Origin of the sequence: Bacillus norwichensis, assembly GCF_014836955.1 — a bacterium.
Taxonomy (GTDB): Bacteria; Bacillota; Bacilli; order Bacillales; family Bacillaceae_C; genus Siminovitchia; species Siminovitchia norwichensis.
Genome location: NZ_JACSPV010000046.1, coordinates 1 through 22,024, shown reverse-complemented (window position 1 = coordinate 22,024; position 22,024 = coordinate 1). Strand labels below are relative to the sequence as shown.

Below are 22,024 nucleotides of genomic sequence, written 5' to 3'. Positions count from 1 at the left end.
GAATAATAATCACCAGCATATACCTTCAAATTCCTCTTTTACTGTTAATAAAAGAATGGTAGATCCCCTCAATGATAAAACGAGTGAAAGGATTACCAGCATCATCACCCATGAAACAACCCACTTCAAGCCAAAAACGCAATACTTTCTAAGCTTAAAGGTTATTAATAAAAAAATAAATCCTCCTAATGACCTAAGAAAGTGAATATCTAGCACAAGCGCCTGCTTATTGGTATGCAAACTAAGAAAAATTCCCTGACTAAATTGATCTGTTGGAAACAGTACTTTTAACACAAAAGAGAAAGTGCCTTGTGCATTCGGCTTGTGACCCCGAGGGGCTAGACCAGAACGCGACTTCCTGCCGTTTCGCTTGCACTTGTACGTCTTGTATGGCGTAGCTGGACAAAGATAAAGCTTCCTTAAATAGCATTTTCTATAACTCATGAAAAAAGCATCTCCCCAGAGAGATGCCAAAATATTTACTTGGCCGATTTTCCTTGTCGATAGGCCTCTTTATATAGAGTTTTATATTCTTTATACTTTTTAGGTACCCAGCTTGTCGAGAAAAACTTTTGTCCTTTCTTAAAGCCAGCTTTCCTGACCTCTGCTGCCTTTTTATTAGAGTCAAACCCTTGCTCATACCATTTCGAATAATCCTTGTTTTTCTTATAATCTTTAGGGATCTTGACACTGTAATTAGTCTTCGCAGATTTTTTTCCTTCCTTGGTTATTGTTTCTTTTATTCCTAATTTATACCCCTTTTTATATGCCTCAATGAAGGCTTCTTTATCCTTGTTTCCTGGTTTTGGGTCCTGCTTTTTCAGCCCATGTTTCTTTCCCAGCTTATACTGCTTTTCTATTTCTTTTTCTCGTTTTTCATTGCCTGCTTTAAAACCATCTTCAAAGATTCCATGCCTTTTTTTAGGAATGTCATCCAAATCGATTTTTTCTTGATCTAACCCCTGTTCATACCCTTTTTGAAAATATTTTTTCTGTTCCTTTTTTTCTTTCCAAGACGCGGCATAGCTCTTCTTAAAGCCTTCAGCATAATCTGAGGATTTACCATCTAAATGCTTATCCGGATCGTTTTTTTCAGATGTATCAAAATCCTCTTCGGCTTTTTCGGCTCCTTCTTCTTCTCCCAGCTTACGCTCTTTTATGGCTTTCTGTCTTTTTTTCTCTGCTTCTTCAGCTCTTTTTCTCGCTTCTTCCTCGGCTTTTTTCCTTTCTTCTTCCGCTCTCTGCCGCGCTAACTCCTCTTGCTTTCTTTGTTCCTCTAATGCTTGATTATTTACCTCAGGAGCTTGAGCTGGTTCTGAAGGCCCCGTATTTGTTGAGTTTCCACTTCCATTTCCACTAGAGCTCCCACTGGAGTTACCACCATTATGATAGTGATATTCTCCATACTCCAACCCCCATTTTTCACAATTCGTTCTACAAGTATGTCCCCCATTTGAATCTGTTCTTCCTGGATGAGCACTTGTATAGCTTGGGATAGTGAATAAGAAAATGACTAAGCTCAATAATCCCAAATAAATCTTTCTGCCCATTTTTTCTTTTCTCCCCTTTCATGCGTAATAATTCGACAAAAGGGATATTTTACCTGTTGAAATCATTCGTCAAAAGACGACAAAATTCAATTTTAAGCTCTTTTTTTCTTTCATAATTCAATTTTCTTGTAAAATCCTCCAACTTAGACAACGCAAAATACAATAATCTCCATCTCTTAGCAGTAAAAAGTCAAAATCTCGATTCAGATAGATTCCTCAGTCATCCCCTTCTATTATTAACCTGAACGTTGAGCAGTGAATTTTTTTACAATCATATATACTATCAACCAAATTAGACCTAATATACCAATAGTGAATCCCAAAAAACCTATCGCCATTCCTTCAAAACCCCCCGGAAAAAAAATACTGACCAAAATAGTACCGAAGCCTAAAAACATGATGAAAAATGGCACTGCAGCAAATACTTTACGTTTACGAAGATAATGTATTATTCCCAAAAGTGTTGAAATCAACACTGCAAACAAAATAATAAAGAACATGAAAACTCCTCCCTAAAAAATAGTAATATGCAGGGACTCTGTCATTAGGCTTATTTGTTGCTTTTTCATTTTCTCCCTCTAGCAAGTATTATTCGTGTTCACTTAACAGGATTCCTAGTTTCATTCTGAAGTAGGATTCACGTACAATGTGGGCTGGCAAAGGAGCCCTCTTTCATATATCCTAGTATAAAAAGATAATCTATAACTCTAACAGGCGAATAGTTCGCCCTCTTTACATATAAGGAGAGAGATGCGACATGGTTAAAATTATGATTGTAGAAGATGACCCAAAAATTGCTTCGCTATTGCATGGTCACATTGAAAAATATGGCTTTAAGGTAATACTTGCGGTGGAGTTTGATCACATCATCGACCATTTTAAGAAAGAAAAACCAGATCTCGTTTTGTTGGATATCAATCTACCAAATTATGACGGGTTTTATTGGTGCCGCCAAATTCGGACGATATCCACATGCCCCATTCTATTTGTTTCTGCTCGATCTGGGAAAATGGATCAAGTGATGGCCTTGGAAAATGGCGGTGATGACTTCATTACAAAACCGTTTGACTACGAAGTTGTACTGGCCAAAATTCGCAGCAGTTTACGCAGAGCTTATGGAGAGTATGCTCCAAAAACAGAAGAAAGAACTGTTCAACAAAATGGACTTGTTCTTTACTCGGAACGGATGGAATTACATAAGGGTACTGAAGTCGTTTCGTTGACGAAAAAAGAGGCTATCTTACTGGAAGTATTAATGAAACGCTCCCCAAGAGTCGCTACTCGAGAAACAATCCTTGAAAAACTCTGGGATGACCAATCTTTTGTCGACGAAAATACATTAAACGTAAATATAACAAGGGTCCGCAAAAAGCTGCTAGAACTTGGTATGGAGGATGCAATTGAAACAGTCCGAGGCGCTGGATATCGACTTATACCCAATTGGGAGAATCTTACATGAGTCTATTTTTTCGAGAACACTTACCATTAATCATTATCAATTGCTTACAAACAACCGTTATTATTCTGGTTTTTTGGCTAGATGGCTATCGCTCTGTTCCACTGGTTTTGTATTCGCTTTTTCTAGGTGTCTTTTTCCTTACCATTTATTTAATTTACCGCTATATCACACACAAAAGCTTTTATAAAAGGCTTGCTCAGCCGATGAGGCATTTGGACGAAGCGTTTGAGACATTCCACTCAGCTCCTCTGGCAGAAGCATTTTCAAAGTTGTTAAAATCGCAGTATACTCTTCATCTTAATGAACGTACTCACCAAGAAAAGCGCCGCAAGAACCATCTAACCTTCATTAATCAATGGGTTCATCAAATGAAAACGCCTCTATCTGTCATAGCGTTAATCGCTCAGGAAAGCGATGAGGAATACATGATGAGCATCAGAAGTGAAACAGATAAACTAGAAAAGGGTTTAGAATTGGTTCTTTATGCAGCAAGACTGGAGACATTCGAACATGATTTCCAAGTTCAATCGGTCTCATTAAAAAAAATAACAGAGCAAGCTATTCGTGAGAACAAGCGCTTGTTTATAAAAAACGAAGTATATCCTGAGATAGATGTCCAATCAACGGTTGTCGAGTCAGATGAAAAGTGGCTTATTTTTATTCTCAATCAACTTATTACTAATGCTGTAAAATATTCTGCTGGAAAATCACGTAAAATCATCATCGCCGAAACGAAACGATCAACTCAAGTTGAACTAATTGTCCAAGATTTTGGAATCGGAATCCCGAAAACAGATGTAAAGCGCGTTTTCAATCCATTTTTCACAGGAGAGAATGGCAGATTGTATCGTGAATCAACCGGGATGGGGCTATATTTGGCTAAAGAAGTATGTGAAAAGATGGGGCACGGAATCAAACTTGAATCCCTTCAAGAGGAAGGGACGACCGTCAAGCTAATCTTTCAAATATAATAATGAAAGCTTACAAAAATGTAAGAGTTATGAAAGCTGAAACGATGTTAAGAAAGCCCCGCTTCTTCTACAATAGTTGTAGATGCGAAAGGGGTTTTTTCTTATGGAAATGTTAAAAATTAAAAATTTAAGTAAGATTTACAATGGAAAGATTGCTTACCAAGCATTATCTGATATTAATTTAACAATTGATAAAGGTGAATTTGTTGGGATCATGGGACCGTCCGGGAGTGGGAAATCAACCTTACTGAATATGGTTGCCACGATTGACCTCCCGACATCAGGTTCGCTCATCATCAATGGCAAGGACCCTTTGAGGATGAAGCATAACGAACTAGCCTTATTTCGTCGCCAAGAATTAGGTTTCATATTTCAAGATTTCAATTTACTTCCAACCCTTACCGTTGAGGAAAATATTGTTCTCCCCTTGACCTTAGACGGGAAGAGTGTAAAAGAAATAGATCAAAAAATCAAGGATGTTGCGGACAAATTAGACATTACATCAATTTTGAAAAAGCGAACGTATGAAATTTCCGGCGGACAAGCACAAAGAACAGCCATTGCTCGTGCGATTATTCACCAACCCAAAATGGTATTGGCTGATGAACCAACGGGGAATCTCGATTCTAAATCATCAAAATCAGCCATGGAGATGATGGAACAGATTAATAAGGAGGACGGTACGACAATGATGATGGTCACTCATGACCCAATTGCAGCAAGTTATACCGAACGGGTTGTCTTTATTAAAGATGGGAAATTGTTTAATGAAATCCATCGCGGGGATAATCGCCAGGCTTTCTTCCAAAAAATTATCGATGTGCTGTCGCTGTTGGGAGGGAATGCAAGTGACCTTTCGTCAATTCGCGTTTAATAATGTTTTCCGAAATAAACGGATCTATGCCGCCTATTTTTTAAGCAGTTTATTTGCTGTTCTGGTGTTTTTTGTCTACGCTATCTTTTCTTTCCACCCAGAATTGACAAAAGTTAATACGAGCGTAGCAATTGGCTTACATTTTGCCGAAGGGATTATTTATGTTTTTTCTTTCATCTTCGTATTGATATCAATGAGTGCTTTTTTGCATTCACGAAAAAAAGAGTTTGGTCTAATGGTCATGCTGGGAATGACGAATAATCAATTGCGCCGGATGGTCTTTCTGGAAAATGTTATAATCGGATTTTTCGCAACGATCTCAGGGATGGGAATTGGTCTTGTTTTTGCCAAATTAATATTAATGGCCGCAGAGAGGATATTAAAATTGGATCATACCCTCCCCTTTTACTTTCCGTGGCAAGCATTGCTCTTAACATTTAGTGCATTTTTAATGCTATTTGTAATCATTTCCTTTTTCACTGTCACCATTCTTAAAGGAAATAAGCTTATTGATTTAATTAAAGGTAGCTCTGCACCGAAAAAGGAACCAAGGGAATCGATTACACTTTCATTCTTGGCAGTATTTTTGTTGGTGATCGCTTATGTTGTTGCCCTCTCCCTACCTGATAAGTTTATTGTGAAAGCCATGATTCCAGTTACCATTGTTGTGATTATTGGAACATACTTTCTTTTTACTCAGTTCAGTGTCTTTACGATTAATCGTATGAAAAAACGTAAGAATCTATTTTGGAAAAAAACAAATCTTCTGCTCTTATCTGATCTAGCCTACAGAATGAAGGATAATGCCCGCGCCTTTTTCTTTGTGTCTATCGTATCAACAGTAGCTTTTTCAGCAATTGGCTCACTCGTTGGCTTTCGTTACATGCTTACGACTTCATTGACTGAGGATCGGCCATTTGCCTTTGAATATGTGTCAGATCAAGGCAATCAACAAGAAAAACAGCATATTCAGTTGATCGAAAAAGAATTAGATTCGACGAAATATGAAAAGGCGAGCATAACCATTAAGCATGTTACTATGGGAAACCCCGATGGAGAGAATTCTGTAAAACGGGGAATTGTTTCACAATCTGAATATAACCGCTTAGTTAAAGTAGCCAGACAATTGGATAAGCAAGTATCACTTAAGCGCAATGAAGCTATGATGCTTTATTTTCACAATCCCCTTATGGAAATACCCGATATGCAGAAAAACGAAAGTCATCAGATTGCCGGACATACAGTACAACAAATCGGAATCCAACCGATGAATTTGACTCGAACATCTGAGGACTATCTTATTGTTAATGATGAGCTTTATAATGAGATCAAAGATTTTTCTTCAACTCGATCATATTACGGTTTTTACGTGAAGGATTGGAAAAGTACAGTGGGAATTGGGAAAACACTTTCAAAAGCACTGGGCCTAGAAAATACTGGAGGATATGATGATCATTTCAGCTTCTTCTCACTGGCTTATGATTGGGACAGTTTCAATCAAGCATCCGGAGGGACCTTATTTGTTGGATTATTTATTGGAGCAGTCTTCTTTGTTGCTTCTGGAAGCTTTTTATACTTCCGGCTCTATGCAGATTTGGAAGATGAGAAAAGGAAATTTTCTGCGATTAATAAGCTTGGCTTAACAAGCAAAGAGCTTTCCAAAATCCTGACCATCCAATTGGCTTTATTGTTCTTTGTTCCAATTGCAGTTGCAATCATCCACGGTGCAGTTGCCCTTACCGCTTTACAACATATGTTCCATTTTAACTTGTTCAAGACTACAGCCTTGGTGTTAGGCAGCTTTACTGCAATCCAAATCGTTTATTTTCTCTTTATTCGCTTCAACTATATTCGTAAAATTAAAGGTTCTACTTAAGCTGAAAGAGTGACGCATTTTCTATTATAGAAATGCGTCACTAGATTGTTTTCCGCCAAAAGGTTTAAAAACCCTTCCATGAAAATGACTCTCCTTAATAGCGCTAGTTTATGGGAATTTTTTTGAATATTACAAAGGGGAAACGGCGTATGTCTAGCCATTTTGATCAAACTTACTTCCTTCCAGGAAATTCAAATGTCAGTTTCCCATTTTCAATTTGCAAATAAGCTTCAAAAGACTTTCCCTTCTTGCTTTTGAATCCTTTCAACAGTCCAGTTTTTCCACTATTTAATAATTTTCGGATCATCGTTTCGCTTAGTTTTTTTCCACAAAAAGTCTTAGGCAAGGTGAATGTACATCCGTTTTGATAGTCAGCACACCCATAGAATTTCCCTTTATCTTGAACCCTCCCGCTCCTACACACGGGACATGTTCCGATGAACGAACTCTGAATGTTATCCTTGACCTGAACATCTAATTGACTGACACTACTTGGAGCACTTTCTAATAAGGATTGAATAAATTTTTCGATTTGCTTGATAAAGACTTCTTGGGTTCCTTCACTTTGACCAATTTTATATAAATATTGCTCCCACTTTCCGGTCATCTCCGGGCTGGACAGTAATGTACCTTCCACTGCTTGGCAGAGGTTCTCTCCTTTATATGTAATATGCACAATGTTCTTTTTCACTTCAATATATTTTTGATGCTTCAATGTTTCGATGATGGCTGCGCGAGTCGCTTCAGTTCCAATCCCTTCAGTTTTATTTAACATCTCCTTTGCTTCCTCGTCTTCGACATCTTTTCCAGCATTTTTCATTACCTGAATCAAATGCCCTTCTGTAAAAGGTTTCGGCGGTTGAGTCATTCCCTCTTTCAATTTCACATTTACCATGCAGCTTTCCCCTTCTTTCATTTGGGGAAGAGCTGCATCTTCTTCTTTTTTTGAATCCATTTTGGGTTCTTCCTTGCCAAACAACACTTTCCAACCTTTTTTCAGCTCAACTTTTCCTGTTTTTTCAAAGATCATCTTATTAACATCTACCGATACTTTCGTTTCTTCGTATTCATAATCTGGAGCAAACATCGCAAGGGTGGTTAAAAGCACTTCTCGATAAATATTCCGCTCCTTTACTGACAATGCACTTAAGTTCGTTGTTTTCCTTGTAGGAATGATCGCATAGTGCTCCTGAACTTTCTTCCCATCGACAAACCGCTTCTGAGGGTAAGCATAAGCCATTTCTAAAGTCACTCCTGCACAGGTTTGATAGTCGGAAAGATGATTTTTCAAATAATTAAATTCATTTTCTGTTATAAAATGAGTGTCCGTCCTAGGGTAGCTGATTAGTTTTTTCTCGTACAACGCTTGTGCAGTTTTCAAAGTTTCAGAAGGGCTGTATTTCCAAAACTTATTGGCTTTCGCCTGTAAAGTTGAAAGTGAGTGTAGCCGGGGAGATTTTGTTTTCTTCAGCGCTTTTTGAACCCGATCAATGACTCCCTTATTTTCCCCTGGGACAACATTATGCTTATCTATTACAGCTTGTGCTTCTTCTTTCGATTTGAATTTTTCTTTATGCTTTGCTACAAATTGCCCATTTTTTACCGTTGTATCTCCTATCCATTCATAGAAAGGCTCCGACTTAAAATTTTCAATCTCTTGGTGGCGTTTATAGATCAAATATAGTGTTGGTGTCTGAACTCGCCCAACACTAAAAGGTCCCCGAACTCCCTTTTGCTGGAGCAACAACGTATACAATCGTGAAGCGTTCATGCCGACAAGCCAGTCACTAAATTGTCTCGTCTGTGCTTCGTGGTACAGCGAAATATAATCATGTCCTACTTTTAAATTTTGGAAGCCCCTTTGAATCTCTTCCACTTCCAAAGAATTGATCCATAATCTTTTGGTTGGCTTATTCCATGCACCTGCCAACAAGATTATACTTCTTGCAATATTTTCACCTTCACTTATAACAAGTTGAGGAAATGTGTATTAGCGATGAAAGCCTGCCATTTAAACATTTCCTCAATGTTTTAAAAAATTATTTTGTTACACATTTTTTTATAAAATATCAATTATTAAATGTAACTTTTTTAATGTTGGTCACTAAGCTATCCTTGTTTTCCAATAAAAAAACTTGAATTGAATCACTTTTATGTTCATTTTTCTTTAAATAAAGTTTTAAAAAATCCCAATCATGTGTGGTGAATATCAATTGTTTCTCAATTGTTGATAATACATCACAAACAGAAAATTGATTGACATCATCCATATTTTGGATTGGATCATCAATACCCACAAAATCTAATTTACTAACAGTTTGTTCTTCATTTATAGCTAAAAAAACCGAAATAGCAAGGACATATAATTGACCAGAGCTTAAAGAATGTTGAACATTAATTTTGTTTTCAGATTTTTCGCTAGTACTTTTATAGGACAATATAATTTCAAGTTCTTCTGGATTCGGTGAATCAAAGAGAACTTCACTCACATTTGGCACTGGATTTAAGTACCTAAAGTACTTCTGGATTTTTGAATCTGGTTTATTCAATAAATCAGAAGCTTTATCACCCACTTGTTCATAAATCCTTTCTCTAAATTCATCAATCATATTATATTCTTGCGTAAAATTTTCCATTTCTTTTTTCTTTTTAGAAACTACTTCATTGTATTCCCTAATAGAGGATTCTACACTAGAGTTTTTTATTAATTTTTGATATGTATCATAAACATTCCTAATTAAATCAATTTGTACAGTAATTTCATTACGTTCTTTCCTAATCTCTTCAAATACCGATTCAATAGTAACATCTTTTTTATCATTAGGTAAGATATCTGACAACATGAATAAAATTTGATTATTTTTATTGAACATTGACTCGTTATCTGATATTATCTTCTCTTTATTCTCTTTCTGTTTTTGTAAAAAGCTTTTTCTTCTATCTAGAGTCTTAAGCCTAGATTGTAAATCGCTCTCCGTTAAGAAGTTTTCGCTTCTTTTTGTTCTGGGATATTTATTTAATTTATTTTTTAATGTTGTTATAGTATGATATTTTACTTTCATACTGTTAAACTCATTAATTCTTTCAGAGGAAACTTTAAGTTCGGCTGTTATTTTTTCATAACTCATTTCAAATAGTTCATTATTGAACAAAGCATTTTTACTAACTACATCAATATTACTTTTTGCTAATTCTAAATTTGTTTTTAAATTTTTTTGTTCATTATTTATTTTTGATATACTTTTAGTTAAGTCATTAATTTTATTATTTATCCTTTTTACTATATCGTTAGTTTTTGAAATCTTATTCGAATTTTTTTGAATGATATATAGGTTTCTTTCTATATTATCCAAAATCGTTTGCGATAGATTTTCTTTTTCAGTTGAGCATACTGGACAAACTTTATCCTTATTATTTTTCTCTACGTAACTATAAACTTCCTTAATAGCATCATTTAAATTATTTAATGAGGTAGATTCTCTTTCGTTATCTAGTAAAGGGTTAAATATACTTAGATATTTATTAAATCTAGATATTCTTCTCTTTGACTTCTCTATATATAATCTATTTGATTGCATTATTCTTAAACTATCTTCAATTGTTTTCTGATCCTTTAAATAACTCTCTAAATGGGTTTGTGCATAAAAAAGTTGATTTTGATAATGCTCTATTTGATTGAGCTGTTCTGTAATATCTTTTTCCAGAAAGCCATATTCTTTTATTTCAGAATCCAGGATACTTATCTCTTTCTCCAATTTTTCTTTTTCAACAAATAAATTATTTTGTGCTTCAATATTAGTTATTTTCGATGTGATATCTTTATTTTCACTATTTATTTTTTCGGTTAGTAACTCTATCCTATTTATATCTTCCCTATCTTTTTGAATTAGGCTTTGTAAATGAATCAGAGAGTCATTCAAATTATTATAAGACAATTCTTTAACTGGATTATTAATTTTTTGTATTTGAGAAAGTTTACTGTCTAATTTGCTCTTACTATCGAGTAATATCTCTTCTTTTTTCTTTATTTCAGACTGAACTTGTTCTTTTTCCTGATCAATATTAATTCCTAATCTATTTAATTGATTATTAAAATCGATTAAGTTAAATTCCACTTTTTCTTTTTGTTTGGAATCAATAATCTGGTTATACGTTGAAACATCTTGGGAAAGACTAGATATGTACTGATTAACATTATTTTTCACCTTATTTAAGTTTTTTGCCATATTTATTAATTGTCTATATCCCATTATGTTAGCTAAAGCATTAAATCTGTCTTTTGGATTATCTCTCAACACAAAATCTGTAATTTGATCTTGTGCCAATAAATGAGATCTTTTAATCAAGGCAGAAAGTAGCTTCTTATTAGTGTTTTTATTTGCGATATTCTCCTCAATATACTTTTCAACGTTTTCTTTTCCCTGAGCAATTATTTTATCTGATAAATTCTTTACAACTATACTTTCTCTAGGATTTTCCGAAATGCGAAAAGACCTTATGAATTTCACTTCATCTATTGTCAATTCAACGGAACATTTTTCACCTTCCTCAGCCTGACGATTAGCAATAACTTTTTTATTCAGACCTTTTCCCGGTTGTTTAAAACGATCTATTTCCCCGGTTAAACACCATTCGATTGCGTCAAAAATGGAACTCTTACCATATCCATTTTCACCAAATATAATTATGGTTTTTCCATCTACATTAAATTTATTTAACCCTTTGAAACAACGAAAATTTTCAATATTAATTTGTTCAATTCTCATTATTCACCACATCCATCCCATATAACTCTGCTAATATGTTTTTTACTTCGCTATTATTTAATTCTCTTTGAAGCCCATCATTGGAAATTATAGAGTCAACGACCTTCTTAAATGTTAAACTTTCGTCAATTTCTGGTAGATTAATGAAAGGTAAATCATTACTATCACTGAAGTGATTATTGTCTAAAAATGGAATCCTTCTAAAATCTTCTTTAGAATTAATTACATACTTTCTTATACCTATAGAATCTTTTTCTATTGAATACGAGATATCAATTTCCCCGTTTTTGTTGCATACAAAAAGATACGAATTCCATATGTTCTCACCAATTTTATTTAAGATATTCCTTATATTCACCGCATCATTTCTTACTTCACTAGATATACCATCATTTTCATATTCTTTAACTATCACGTTTATCTGCTCTCTTTTACAAAAAAAGTATTCTGGATAGAAATCATCTGAATGTATTACTATAAATTTACTTTTTCTTAACCATTCCTTAATTTGATTAAACTCCATATCTTCACCTACTCCCCCACTTTAAAGAAAACTCCTAATCCTTTTCGAACATCATGTTTAAAAGTATATATATCCTCATATCTTCTAACTCTTCTTAAGTATGCTATAAACTTCCTGCCGGGTATTATCGTCCAATGATAATCAACATCTTTTATACTTTTTTCTTGTGGAAAAAAATCATTCTCAAAATTAATTACTTCACTAGCATCAATTGTTTGTTTTTCCTGAATATCTTCATCATCATATTCCCCTTGAAATATCGTATGATTCTCTTTCATCAAAATTAGTATTTTTTCTTTGTCAGTCGCCTTTTCTATAATATTCCTTAATTTTTCTAATCCTTCTTCCATTGTTTGATCAGTATCAAGCCCAACTAATGATATGTAAGAATTCTTAGCCTCTTTTATTAAAATACTTGTAAATTCATTTGAAAAATTTATGTCGTCGTCATGTAACACATTTAAAATTAAAAGCGTCTTAAATATTTCTTCTATTTTCTCCTTTAATTTTAAGGGAGGCATTGAATTATATTTTAAAGAGAAGGATTTACCCTCCAAATAACGATGTACCATTACATTTATAGAAAATCCCTCATCATTTATACTATTCTTTAAATAAATTCTAAATTTCTCTAATTCATCATATATTTGGTTTTTCATTGGTTCTTTAAGTTCTGTATAACTTGAATTAATTTTTGTAACAATTTCATCAATTAATATATTATTATTCGTTGTTGTATAGAATTCTTCTAGGTTAGAACTTACCCGTTGTTTAAGGATCTGCAAGAATTCAAATGCCCTTTCATTATCAATATACATTAAAGAACCCTGGTTTGAATGATTACATTCAAAACAAAGTTCACCAATAAGGTAATTTATATCCTTAAAAGAAATTGCCACTGATTCATGTATTAATCGACCTAATTTATTTGAAACGGTTCCAATAAAATCTTCTAGATTATTGATATCTACTGCTTTTGGGTTGATTCGGAATCTAGATAACAGTTCTTTAATCGATTCTTTACAAGAAACTTCGTAATTAAAATCTTTATCATCTAGACCTCTAGTTTTAAAATCATTAACTTTTTGAAGTAGGTGATCATCATCTGCTATGTGATGATCAAAATCTTTATTATATAAATAATGTTCAACCTTTACAGTTGGAGAATCTTTTATTATAAAATTTGTCATAAGTTCAAATTCTGTTTCTACACCTTGCCCTTTTGGAAAAAGTCTAGCCATCGATATTAATTTCTGAACCCATCCTCCCGTATATAACTCTGTTTTTGTAACCTCTTTTGATAATTTTTTCTTAGTTGTCACTTCAGATTTCACTTGAGTAAATCTTATTGTTGAACTATTACCAACAATTATATCTTGATGAAGTTCTAATACTAAAAAATCCCATCTTCCTTCCAGAACTTCTGCGAGATAATATAGAGTACACAACATTTGAAAATAAAATCCAGTTAATGCATTTTGTCCTCCATCTTCTCCAGGTTGCTCATCTAGTAATTTATTTAACAGCATATAAAAATCATCTTTACTATTATTCTTTATGTTATCTTGAATGATTTCCTGGATGATAGGATCTAACTCTTCTTCCTTTTTCTTTATCGCGCTTACTATTTTTTCTATTTTATCCATCTCTATTTTTTCCATTGTATCTTCCTCTTCATCACGATTTTGTAATAAATAAGCATTCATAAGTTTCACATAATACCTTAATCTGGATATAAATCTCCTATCTTAACATCCAACTTCTCCTTGATCTTAATTAAATTCAATACGGTTATATTCCTTTCTCCCCTTTCCACCGCACCTATATAAGTTCTATGCAATTCGCATTCAAACGCAAGTTCTTCTTGTGACCAACCCTTTTTAAGTCTGTATTTCCTAATGTTATTTCCAATTGTTATTAAGATTCGTTTTTGATTTTTATTAGTCTTCATATCATAATTCTGATAAAATGATGACTATAAATCGACAGACTATAAGTAGCATTTCAAAGAGGAATTCCCCTTGGTTAAATAATCTAATAAAGCTAATATACAATAAAGATGGAGGAATGCAAAAATGGATTGGAACAATATACTGACAGCCAAAGAAGCTAGCTTAAAATTAGGAAAAAATGAAAAGTATATTTACTTACTTTGGAAAAACGACTCCAAAATCCTTCTTAAAGACAGTGTTAGCAAAAAAGGAAATACATTGTTAATAACTAGAGAAGGTTACAATCACTTGAAATGGTTTTTAAGAAAATCATAGTAACCCAAACAGTTTTAATTTAATTACTTTTCATATTTTTGCAGCATCATATATAATCTATTCTTATCCTGGATTAATTCTTCTATTTTTTCTTTATACTGTAATATTTCTGCTTGAAGTATACTGGTATCTAATAAATGATCAGTTACTTTCTCATATTGCAATTTTAATTCTTGGTATTGCTCTTGTAGCTTCATCAACTTCTTTTCATTAAAGTAGTCAACTTGCTTCTCAATCTTTGCTTCTACATACTTCAGCAGAATTTTATCGTTATAAAGTGTTTTTCTAGATATATTTAACTCAGGAGAATTTGATATTGAAACCTTGGTCATCTTTCTCTTTTTGATTTCCTCAATGCTTTCTGTATTTAACTTTTCAACATTACTAGCATATTCTTCAAAGTTTATTAATCTCTGTAGTGTCTTTTCCGGAATTGCATCAGTAGGTGGCAAATTAATCTGAGTTAATATGCCATTTATTTTCTTTATGATCTTTTCCAAGTTATCACCTCGGTTAGTATCTCATTTCTATTACTTACTATCTCTTTTAGATTGGGGTATTCTTCGAGTATCGCATTTTCGCCTTTTATATCTATATCTTTATTTAATGACTCTAATTGTCTTATTAAGACCTCATCAACAAATTTATTCAGAGCCTTTAATTCTCTATCAAACTCAACAGCATACCCAGGTTCCTTTTCAACAAGGGATTTATTATAGTTTACTACCTCCAATTTTTGCTTAAACCTTTCGTACTCGAAATTTAAAAACTTGTAAGAGTCCAGCTTTATTTCTAGGTTATAATTATCATCAAAAGTATGGAAATACTTCCTTCGCTCACACACACTATGAATTATGCTTCTTAAGCACATACCAAATTCATTTTCGGCAGCTGGAGAATTCGTTTTTCTGAGTATATTTAAAACTTCTTTTACATCCCTTTTAATATTTAAATTGTTTTTCATCAAAAAGTTGTTGATCTTTTTTATTTTCTCAACAGAGGATTCTAACTCTAATTCATTTTTTATATACGCCTCAGAAGCTTCTTCTTTATTTGTGATTAATAGTCCTTGTTCGTTAATTAACCCCTTTATATGCTCCATACTTTTTTCCAGTTTGTTCTCAAGCTGATAACTCTTGTTATAGTAGTTAGTCATATCTGCTGAGATATGATTCATGTGCTTTACTATAAAATCGATGTGAACCTTTTGTTTAAACAATTTTGTACATACTGTTGTTCTAAAGCGATGAAGATTGACATAAGGATATTTTATTTTTCTTGTTTCTTCGAATGTATTTTTCTTTCTGAAATCAACATTAAACCATTTTTTATACCTTGCTTTACTCGTAACCTGAAGATAGTTCAAAGACTCTCTTTCTTCGTTGGTTAGATCAACACTATTTAACTCTTCGTAATTTCTTATGATAAACTTCCAATAATTTTCAGTTAATGGGGCAGTGCCGACTCTTCTTTTTCCAGTCTTACTACTTATAAAAAGATATTCTCTTAGCTTGTTCTCGTAATCACTTAATTGTTTATTTTTAAGTTGATTGATGATAGCCCTGTGCTCAGAATTTAAATGTTTTAACTTTGGGATCTCCTGATTGGTCGCTAATTCATAAATTCTTTTCATAAACACAAATTCACTCAAATTATTAATAGCTTGATCAACCAAGGTTTCTGCTAATTTATAAGCCTTAGCTGCGTTTGGTGTTAAATAGCAATAAGTAGACTCTGATCCGTTGCCTCTTATGGTTTTAAAGGTTTTAAAGTGCAAATAATCCACTTGTTTCTTTTCACTAACTTTGTAAGTACGAAGCTGATTTGTTTTTAAATGAGTTACTTCTTCTGCTCGCATACCTGTTTCAGCTACTATAATAATTAAACAAGCCACAATCCTCTCATCTATCTCCAAACTTACATTCTCAGAGTCCTTGATAGCACAAGAAACTAACTGGTTGCAAAATGCATCTGGAATGTATTCATTAACCGCGGTCTTACTTCTATGTTGAGAATATTTTCTTTGCTTTTCCATTAAGAAGTCTATTAGCTTCTCATAATTTATACCTTCATATTCATCAAGATGGTTAACAAAAGATTTCAAAGCACCAGTCAGTCTTTCAAGATAAAGAAATGAACAGCTTTTTTCTTTTTCCATAAGATATTCTTTTACTTCATCGGTAGAAATTTTAAATATACTGTCTATACCTCGTTCTATAAATTCCCTGCTTATTGTTTTTAGTAAATCAATATTTTTATTAATTGTACTGAATGCTTTATTATCTAGTTTTATTTGTTTTAAAGCGTGAGTTTTAATGTAAAATAAATATTCTTTTGGAACTCCTTGAAATTTAACTAAACTACTCTTAGTCGCTCTTTCCTCGCTATCTAAATAACTAAAATCCCAAATTTGACTCTTAAATGTACTTAGTTTTGAAATTTGCATTCCTTGAATTTCTTTGCTCTGAAAGGCGTCAAAAAGGTTTGTGTCTTCACTATGTTGTTTATCAAGTTTTACTTGTTCCATACTAATCATTCTCCTCAAGAGCTATCATATTTTTTAAGTACTGAGATAATAGCTTTTTCTGAGAAACAGCCTCTTCTATTATTATTGGATTAGAGGTGTTTTTAATGGTACTATTCAGTGCTTTAATTTTGTTTTCAAACTTAGGTATTCTATTTGTAAATGTTACAAAATGCGGACATATTAAACATTCCATTGCTTCAAAGACACATGTATTTTCCTTACAATGCCCCAAATTATCCTTCACACTATTTTTATATTCATTATTCTTAACCTTCTTAATTTCGCCATTTATGTCAACATCGGTAAGTGTTACACCGGATAATGCTTCTACGTACAATTCAATCTCGTTATTTTTTCGGTAATACATTTTTGCAGTCTTGTACCCGTTATTTGTTATAGCTGCCAACTTAGGCAATGAATAATTGAGTTTTGTACCTTCCTTATAAACATTGTTAATGTATGTATGCCTTAAATTGTTTACACTATAATTTTTATTCTCCAATTGGTCCTCTATCTTTGTTAAAACCTTTTTAAAAAGGTAGGCAAAATCTATAATTTTAAGCTTATTATTAATCTTTCTTTGCACAGGTTCGATAAATATATACTTTGATAAAGGAGAATCATAGTCAGCTACTAAGGTTGTAAGTCGAATTGCTTCCTCAAGTAAATAAGTAACCTTTTCAGACATTAATTGACTTGTATACTCTCCATTGCTTGTTTTAGATAGATATCTAATATTAGCTCTTCCCAAGGGATCTTTATATTCTATACAATCCCTTTCTAAATTAAGTATTTCACCGATTCTTAAATTAGTAAGAATAAATATTTCAAAGACGATTAAACTTAATTTATTTTTATCACTGTACTTTTTAAATTCATCGTAAATAATTCTTAAATCGTCTTCTGTAATTGGTTTTCCGCCATATGTTTTCTCTAGATTATTTAAATTCAACACTTTCAACATACTACTTGTAATACTATACTTTTTCCCGTGGTATTTAAGAAGGTTTCTGATAATTTTTAAAGCATTTTTCAAAGTTGCAGTATCAGGATATTTGAACTCCAATTTTTGACGATATTTAAAAAGCGTCTTATGGTCTATCTGATTTTCTATTTCAAACTCGGTCTGTAAGGACTCAGAAGAATTTTTTTCTAAGAATTTATAGAAATCTTTAATTAAATAATTGAACTTTTGCCTAGTGTAAAATGTACCAGACCCGCACCAGATGAACTCTAAAATGTCACCTCTAATCTGCATCGGAAAATTGCTAATATCTAAAAAGGTAAGGTCGAAATTACGTGAATTAGCACCATTCCTAGTATATTCGTTTGCTAAAAAAACAATTTTCTTAACACTTGAGCTAGGGACTGATTCGTATGGATTAAAATAAATCGGGCAATAATCTCCCTTAAACGCAGTGGTTGCCTCTTCACATTTTAACAAGTTGGCATATTCCTCTGCTAAACTAACCACTTCTTGGTCTGCATCAGCAGCATCTAATAATAGTCTGTACATGATTATCAATTGGTTAATAAATACATTGGGTTTACTAGGACTGATTCTTTGAATTATTTCATTAGGTATCTTCTTAAAATATTCTAACTGATGATTTAAAAAATCATTATTTACTTCTCCAAAATCATTCACTAGATTTTTGTATGTATTTACGCTATCAACAAAAAAATATCCTACTAGCCTGTATGTCACTGGCTCAATGTATTTCATTGCATAATCATTTATATATCTTTCAACCCATTTTCTTATAAACTTAGAATTTGTATTTATCCAGTAATTCCTACTTCCATTTTTGAGAATTAACTTAGTTAGTTTTGTGTAATCGTTGTCCAACGGATAATTTATTAAAGCAGAAAAAAATTCCTCATTTTTATAATCAATAAATCTTTTTTGATCATGTTTAAAATAGTGAGATACCAAGTATTTTTCATATCGTTTTATATTTTGGATATTGATATACTTATGTTTCAGTTGTTTATAAAGTTCACGAAAAAGATCATTTACGTACATTTGATATGAAAAAAGACCAGTAGACAACCCTTTATCATATATTTTTATTATCGTTGTTTTTAGCGACTTAGGTAGCTTGCCTTTATCCACCATTAATTCCTCATACATCGCTAAATTATGTAACCTTACACACGTTTCCCAATTGATTTCTTTAATATTAATATCTTTCAAATTAATAATAAGAAAGTAAAATGCTATTTGTTTTCCACCGATTTGCTTGTCAAGTCCTTTTTTATGCTTTTCAAAAAATAAAACCAGCTCTTCCCGAAGAATCTCACATTTTGATTGAGATATTAATTCTTGAATTTCATTGAAAAATACATCAATTTTCCTCAATTATACCATCCCCTTCTGTCAAGGCTTGGTTCATCTTTTGTTCTATCATTAGAGTGCCATCCATTATCTCGTCTTCAGTCGGGTTATAATAAACATAAGTTGAGGTAATCGACTTATGCCTCATGTATCGGCTAACCTCTTCCAAAGTTAAGTTTAATTCATTTATCAGATACATTGCGTAACCATGTCTAAATCTGTGGCTCAAATTTGTTTTTTTAGATATTTTGTCTGTATGTATACTTAACTTTTTAAAAAATTTTCTTAACCAATCATTCCAGCCAGAGGAAGTTAATGGTGATCCATTTTTGCTTAAGAATAAATAATAATTCTTCTCATTCGAATCAATGGAGTCTGCTATCGAGTTTTGTAACATGTTACTGATTACCTTATCAGATATATTGAATAAATCCCTACTCTTGAAAATGTAATTATCAATTTTATTCTTTAATCCCACCGGGATTACAATTTTCTGTACTCCACGTTCCCTATAAATCGCTGTCTTATAGTCATTTTTACTCGTTGGGTGTATACTATTTTTGGCAAACTGATGGGGTTGATCACTCAGCCTATTTCGAATGATAATTACTCCCGCATTTTCGTAATCAGCATGCTCTTTAATATCTTCTAAAGTCAGACCCAACACTTCACCTAAACGAAGTCCTTTGAGATACATAAGATCAATTATCACTTCATTTCTTAGGTTCAACAAAGTTGGGTTCGACTCTAAATTTAGTTTTATTGCCTTATATTCCTCAAGCGTTATAAACTTTGGTACTTTATCTATTCTCTTTCTGGAAATACTTGAGTTATACTTATTCTCTTTTCTTTTTTCCGTATGACCAAAAAGACCAAAAGTACTCTTGTCAATCCCCACTACTGTGGATTCGAAGATACTTTTGTCTGTAAGACCCAAATGGGCATAATATTTTCTTATTGTAGCCATATAAACGTTATGTGTATTAATTGACCTACTTGTTTTCAATTGCCATGTTTCTTGCAAACCATTAATACTTTGTCCTAAAATAAATCTTGAAAAATCAGCAAACTCTTTTTTAGTGAATTGCGATATATCCTTTGGTACAATTTCTGAAAATGAATATAATAGCTTTAAAGCTTGAGCTGACTGCAATCTGGCATTAAACGAGTCATACTGACAAATAAAATTTATAAAATAAAACACTTCCTGGATAGGTTTTCCGTTAGAACTTATTAGTAATAAGTATTTATTTGAATTTCGCTTTTTTGTAATGATTTGAAGGTTAACAGTCTTAATGTTATCACCATCTAAGGTTACTAAATAGGCCGTTGTTGAAGTATTTTTTAATTCTTTAATCTTTTTCATTAATATAATCACTTCCACTCTCATCATCCAAGGTTAAATTTAAGGTAATTCTAAAGGAAAATGCTTATAGGTTGGATAGTTTTACTTCTTACTATGATTTGCAAATTCGAAGGTAATTTTACCTTCTTTTAATCTTAGATAAGCATTAAAACGTTTCCCTTTTTTAGATTTCATTCCTTTGATCATACTAGTCTTCCCTTCAGTACATAAGTCTTTAATATTTTTTTCCGTCAGCTTTTTGCCCAATATCTGCCCTGGAAAAGTTTGCTTACAACCGTTTTCGTGTTCGGAACACCGATAATACGTCTTTCTTTGAATGATGTTCCCTTTTTTACAAGTAGGACAAGCTGCGATTTTATTATTCTTTTGTGTCATTGCTATACTTTGATCCAGCTTTTTGACATTCAGTTGTTGAGGAGTTTCTTGGATTAATTTTTCTAGGAATCTTGCAATGCTAGAAATGAAGTGATTAGGTTTTCCTTCGCCATTCCCTATCTTTTTTAAGTATGCTTCCCATTTTGCGGTCATTGAAGGACTGGAAAGAAGGTTACCTTGTATAGATTGACAGAGGATTTCACCTTTTTTAGTTACACTAACAATATTTTTATTAACATTGATATAGCCATGTCTTTTAATGGTTTCGATAATACCGCTTCGAGTTGCCTCGGTACCTAATCCTTCAACTTCTTTTAATATTTCCATTTCCTCTTCATTTTCTATATTCTTACCACATGTTTTCATCATATTAATTAATTGACCTTCAGTATAGGGCTTAGGAGGTTTTGTCATTCCTTTTTTCATTTGTATAACCCCTGACACCTTTTCATTTTCTTCCAGAATAGGTATTTGAATTTCTTCGTCTTTTTTCTTAACTGTTTGCTGTTGGGCGTGTGTAAATAGCTCTTTCCAACCTTTGCTAATTTCTGTCTTTCCGGTAGATTCAAAATCAAGCTTATTTACATCAGTGATGATTTTTGTTTCTTCGTAAATATAATTCGAATGAAACATAGCCAGAGTTGTTTTTAAAATTTCAAAATATAAATTTCGTTCCTGATTAGACAATCCTTGTATCTTTTTTACAGTCGGAATGGTCTTAGTTGGTATAATGGCATAGTGCTCTTGAACCTTAGTATTATCTACATATCGCTTATTGGCTCTTTTCGAAGCTATTGGAAATGAAACACCTGCAATTTCTTGATAACGCTCCACATTCGCGCTAAGATAAGCAAATTCATTGGTCGTAATGAATTGAGTATCTGTTCGGGGATAAGTAACTAATTTCTTCTCATATAAGCCCTGTACAGTCTTTAATACATTGGCAGGGCTATACTTCCACTTTCTATTTGCAACAGCTTGTAAGGTGGAAAGCGCGTGTAATTTGGGTGGTTTAATGTGCTTTTCTTTTTTGTTTATTGATTTTACGAAACCTTCATTGTAAGCCCGAAATATAAATAAAATAAGCGCACCTTTTCGGTGCGCATGCCAAACAGCCGTCTATTCTTATGTT

At 32.8% G+C, this 22,024-nt stretch carries 17 protein-coding genes; 5 read left to right on the top strand and 12 right to left on the bottom strand.

Features of this window, described 5'->3' with window-relative positions:
* Window positions 1-479: 479 nt before the first annotated feature.
* Entirely contained in the window at window positions 480-1,550 is a 1,071-nt protein-coding gene (locus H9631_RS18645) for a YHYH domain-containing protein (protein ID WP_191815501.1), read from the bottom strand.
* 236 nt (window positions 1,551-1,786) lie between these two features.
* Window positions 1,787-2,050 (bottom strand): hypothetical protein, encoded by a 264-nt coding sequence (locus H9631_RS18640; RefSeq protein WP_191815499.1) that lies wholly within the window; start codon window positions 2,048-2,050, stop codon window positions 1,787-1,789.
* A gap of 257 nt (window positions 2,051-2,307) precedes the next feature.
* Between H9631_RS18640 and H9631_RS18635 the strand changes: the two genes are divergently transcribed.
* The 4 genes from H9631_RS18635 (at window position 2,308) to H9631_RS18620 (ending at window position 6,730) form a co-directional block, all read left to right on the top strand.
* Window positions 2,308-3,009, top strand: coding sequence for a response regulator transcription factor (locus tag H9631_RS18635; protein ID WP_191815497.1), 702 nt, complete (start codon window positions 2,308-2,310; stop codon window positions 3,007-3,009).
* Window positions 3,006-3,980 (top strand): sensor histidine kinase, encoded by a 975-nt coding sequence (locus tag H9631_RS18630; protein ID WP_191815495.1) that lies wholly within the window; start codon window positions 3,006-3,008, stop codon window positions 3,978-3,980. Before H9631_RS18635 ends, H9631_RS18630 begins: the two co-directional genes overlap by 4 nt.
* 109 nt (window positions 3,981-4,089) lie before the next feature.
* Window positions 4,090-4,854: an ABC transporter ATP-binding protein gene (locus H9631_RS18625; RefSeq protein ID WP_318246836.1), complete on the top strand. Its 765-nt coding sequence runs from the start codon at window positions 4,090-4,092 to the stop codon at window positions 4,852-4,854.
* Window positions 4,829-6,730: an ABC transporter permease gene (locus tag H9631_RS18620; protein ID WP_191815492.1), complete on the top strand. Its 1,902-nt coding sequence runs from the start codon at window positions 4,829-4,831 to the stop codon at window positions 6,728-6,730. Before H9631_RS18625 ends, H9631_RS18620 begins: the two co-directional genes overlap by 26 nt.
* A 172-nt stretch (window positions 6,731-6,902) precedes the next feature.
* Here the strand turns inward: H9631_RS18620 and H9631_RS18615 are convergent, their stop codons facing one another.
* The 5 genes from H9631_RS18615 to H9631_RS18595 all read right to left on the bottom strand — a co-directional run bounded on the left by H9631_RS18615 (window position 6,903) and on the right by H9631_RS18595 (window position 13,970).
* Complete coding sequence (locus tag H9631_RS18615) at window positions 6,903-8,663, bottom strand: type IA DNA topoisomerase (protein ID WP_225221151.1); 1,761 nt, start codon at window positions 8,661-8,663, stop codon at window positions 6,903-6,905.
* 136 nt (window positions 8,664-8,799) lie between these two features.
* Window positions 8,800-11,496: an AAA family ATPase gene (locus H9631_RS18610; protein ID WP_144460386.1), complete on the bottom strand. Its 2,697-nt coding sequence runs from the start codon at window positions 11,494-11,496 to the stop codon at window positions 8,800-8,802.
* Window positions 11,486-12,019 carry an ABC-three component system middle component 1 gene (locus H9631_RS18605; protein WP_144460384.1) on the bottom strand — a complete coding sequence of 178 codons (534 nt, stop codon included), beginning with the start codon at window positions 12,017-12,019 and terminating at the stop codon, window positions 11,486-11,488. Before H9631_RS18605 ends, H9631_RS18610 begins: the two co-directional genes overlap by 11 nt.
* 8 nt (window positions 12,020-12,027) lie before the next feature.
* Complete coding sequence (locus H9631_RS18600) at window positions 12,028-13,680, bottom strand: dsDNA nuclease domain-containing protein (RefSeq protein ID WP_186306529.1); 1,653 nt, start codon at window positions 13,678-13,680, stop codon at window positions 12,028-12,030.
* 62 nt (window positions 13,681-13,742) lie between these two features.
* Entirely contained in the window at window positions 13,743-13,970 is a 228-nt protein-coding gene (locus H9631_RS18595) for a helix-turn-helix domain-containing protein (protein ID WP_144460380.1), read from the bottom strand.
* Window positions 13,971-14,094: 124 nt separating this feature from the next.
* Between H9631_RS18595 and H9631_RS18590 the strand changes: the two genes are divergently transcribed.
* Window positions 14,095-14,286, top strand: coding sequence for a hypothetical protein (locus tag H9631_RS18590; protein WP_144460378.1), 192 nt, complete (start codon window positions 14,095-14,097; stop codon window positions 14,284-14,286).
* A gap of 23 nt (window positions 14,287-14,309) precedes the next feature.
* Here H9631_RS18590 and H9631_RS18585 read toward each other — a convergent pair whose 3' ends face one another.
* The 5 genes from H9631_RS18585 to H9631_RS18565 form a co-directional block, all read right to left on the bottom strand.
* The gene (locus H9631_RS18585; RefSeq protein WP_191815490.1) at window positions 14,310-14,786 is read right to left on the bottom strand and encodes a hypothetical protein; all 477 of its coding nucleotides are present in this window, start codon (window positions 14,784-14,786) and stop codon (window positions 14,310-14,312) included.
* Entirely contained in the window at window positions 14,771-16,813 is a 2,043-nt protein-coding gene (locus H9631_RS18580) for a site-specific integrase (protein ID WP_191815488.1), read from the bottom strand. The genes H9631_RS18585 and H9631_RS18580 overlap by 16 nt, the downstream gene beginning before the upstream one ends.
* 1 nt (window position 16,814) lies before the next feature.
* On the bottom strand, window positions 16,815-19,175 hold the full coding sequence (locus tag H9631_RS18575; protein ID WP_191815486.1) for a tyrosine-type recombinase/integrase: 2,361 nt from the start codon (window positions 19,173-19,175) through the stop codon (window positions 16,815-16,817).
* On the bottom strand, window positions 19,162-20,517 hold the full coding sequence (locus H9631_RS18570) for a tyrosine-type recombinase/integrase (RefSeq protein WP_225221150.1): 1,356 nt from the start codon (window positions 20,515-20,517) through the stop codon (window positions 19,162-19,164). Before H9631_RS18570 ends, H9631_RS18575 begins: the two co-directional genes overlap by 14 nt.
* A gap of 81 nt (window positions 20,518-20,598) precedes the next feature.
* Window positions 20,599-21,966 (bottom strand): type IA DNA topoisomerase, encoded by a 1,368-nt coding sequence (locus H9631_RS18565; RefSeq protein ID WP_318246835.1) that lies wholly within the window; start codon window positions 21,964-21,966, stop codon window positions 20,599-20,601.
* Between the last annotated feature and the right edge of the window lie 58 nt (window positions 21,967-22,024).

Bases quoted from the DNA above. Each gene is read 5' to 3' on its own strand.
- H9631_RS18625 (WP_318246836.1), top strand. From the start codon at position 4,090: ATGTTAAAAATTAAAAATTTAAGTAAGATTTACAATGGAAAGATTGCT.
- H9631_RS18580 (WP_191815488.1), bottom strand. From the start codon at position 16,813: ATGGAACAAGTAAAACTTGATAAACAACATAGTGAAGACACAAACCTT.
- H9631_RS18600 (WP_186306529.1), bottom strand. From the start codon at position 13,680: ATGGAAAAAATAGAGATGGATAAAATAGAAAAAATAGTAAGCGCGATA.
- H9631_RS18570 (WP_225221150.1), bottom strand. From the start codon at position 20,517: ATGAAAAAGATTAAAGAATTAAAAAATACTTCAACAACGGCCTATTTA.
- H9631_RS18595 (WP_144460380.1), bottom strand. From the start codon at position 13,970: ATGAAGACTAATAAAAATCAAAAACGAATCTTAATAACAATTGGAAAT.
- H9631_RS18635 (WP_191815497.1), top strand. From the start codon at position 2,308: ATGGTTAAAATTATGATTGTAGAAGATGACCCAAAAATTGCTTCGCTA.
- H9631_RS18630 (WP_191815495.1), top strand. From the start codon at position 3,006: ATGAGTCTATTTTTTCGAGAACACTTACCATTAATCATTATCAATTGC.
- H9631_RS18605 (WP_144460384.1), bottom strand. From the start codon at position 12,019: ATGGAGTTTAATCAAATTAAGGAATGGTTAAGAAAAAGTAAATTTATA.
- H9631_RS18640 (WP_191815499.1), bottom strand. From the start codon at position 2,050: ATGTTCTTTATTATTTTGTTTGCAGTGTTGATTTCAACACTTTTGGGA.
- H9631_RS18645 (WP_191815501.1), bottom strand. From the start codon at position 1,550: ATGGGCAGAAAGATTTATTTGGGATTATTGAGCTTAGTCATTTTCTTA.
- H9631_RS18610 (WP_144460386.1), bottom strand. From the start codon at position 11,496: ATGAGAATTGAACAAATTAATATTGAAAATTTTCGTTGTTTCAAAGGG.
- H9631_RS18590 (WP_144460378.1), top strand. From the start codon at position 14,095: ATGGATTGGAACAATATACTGACAGCCAAAGAAGCTAGCTTAAAATTA.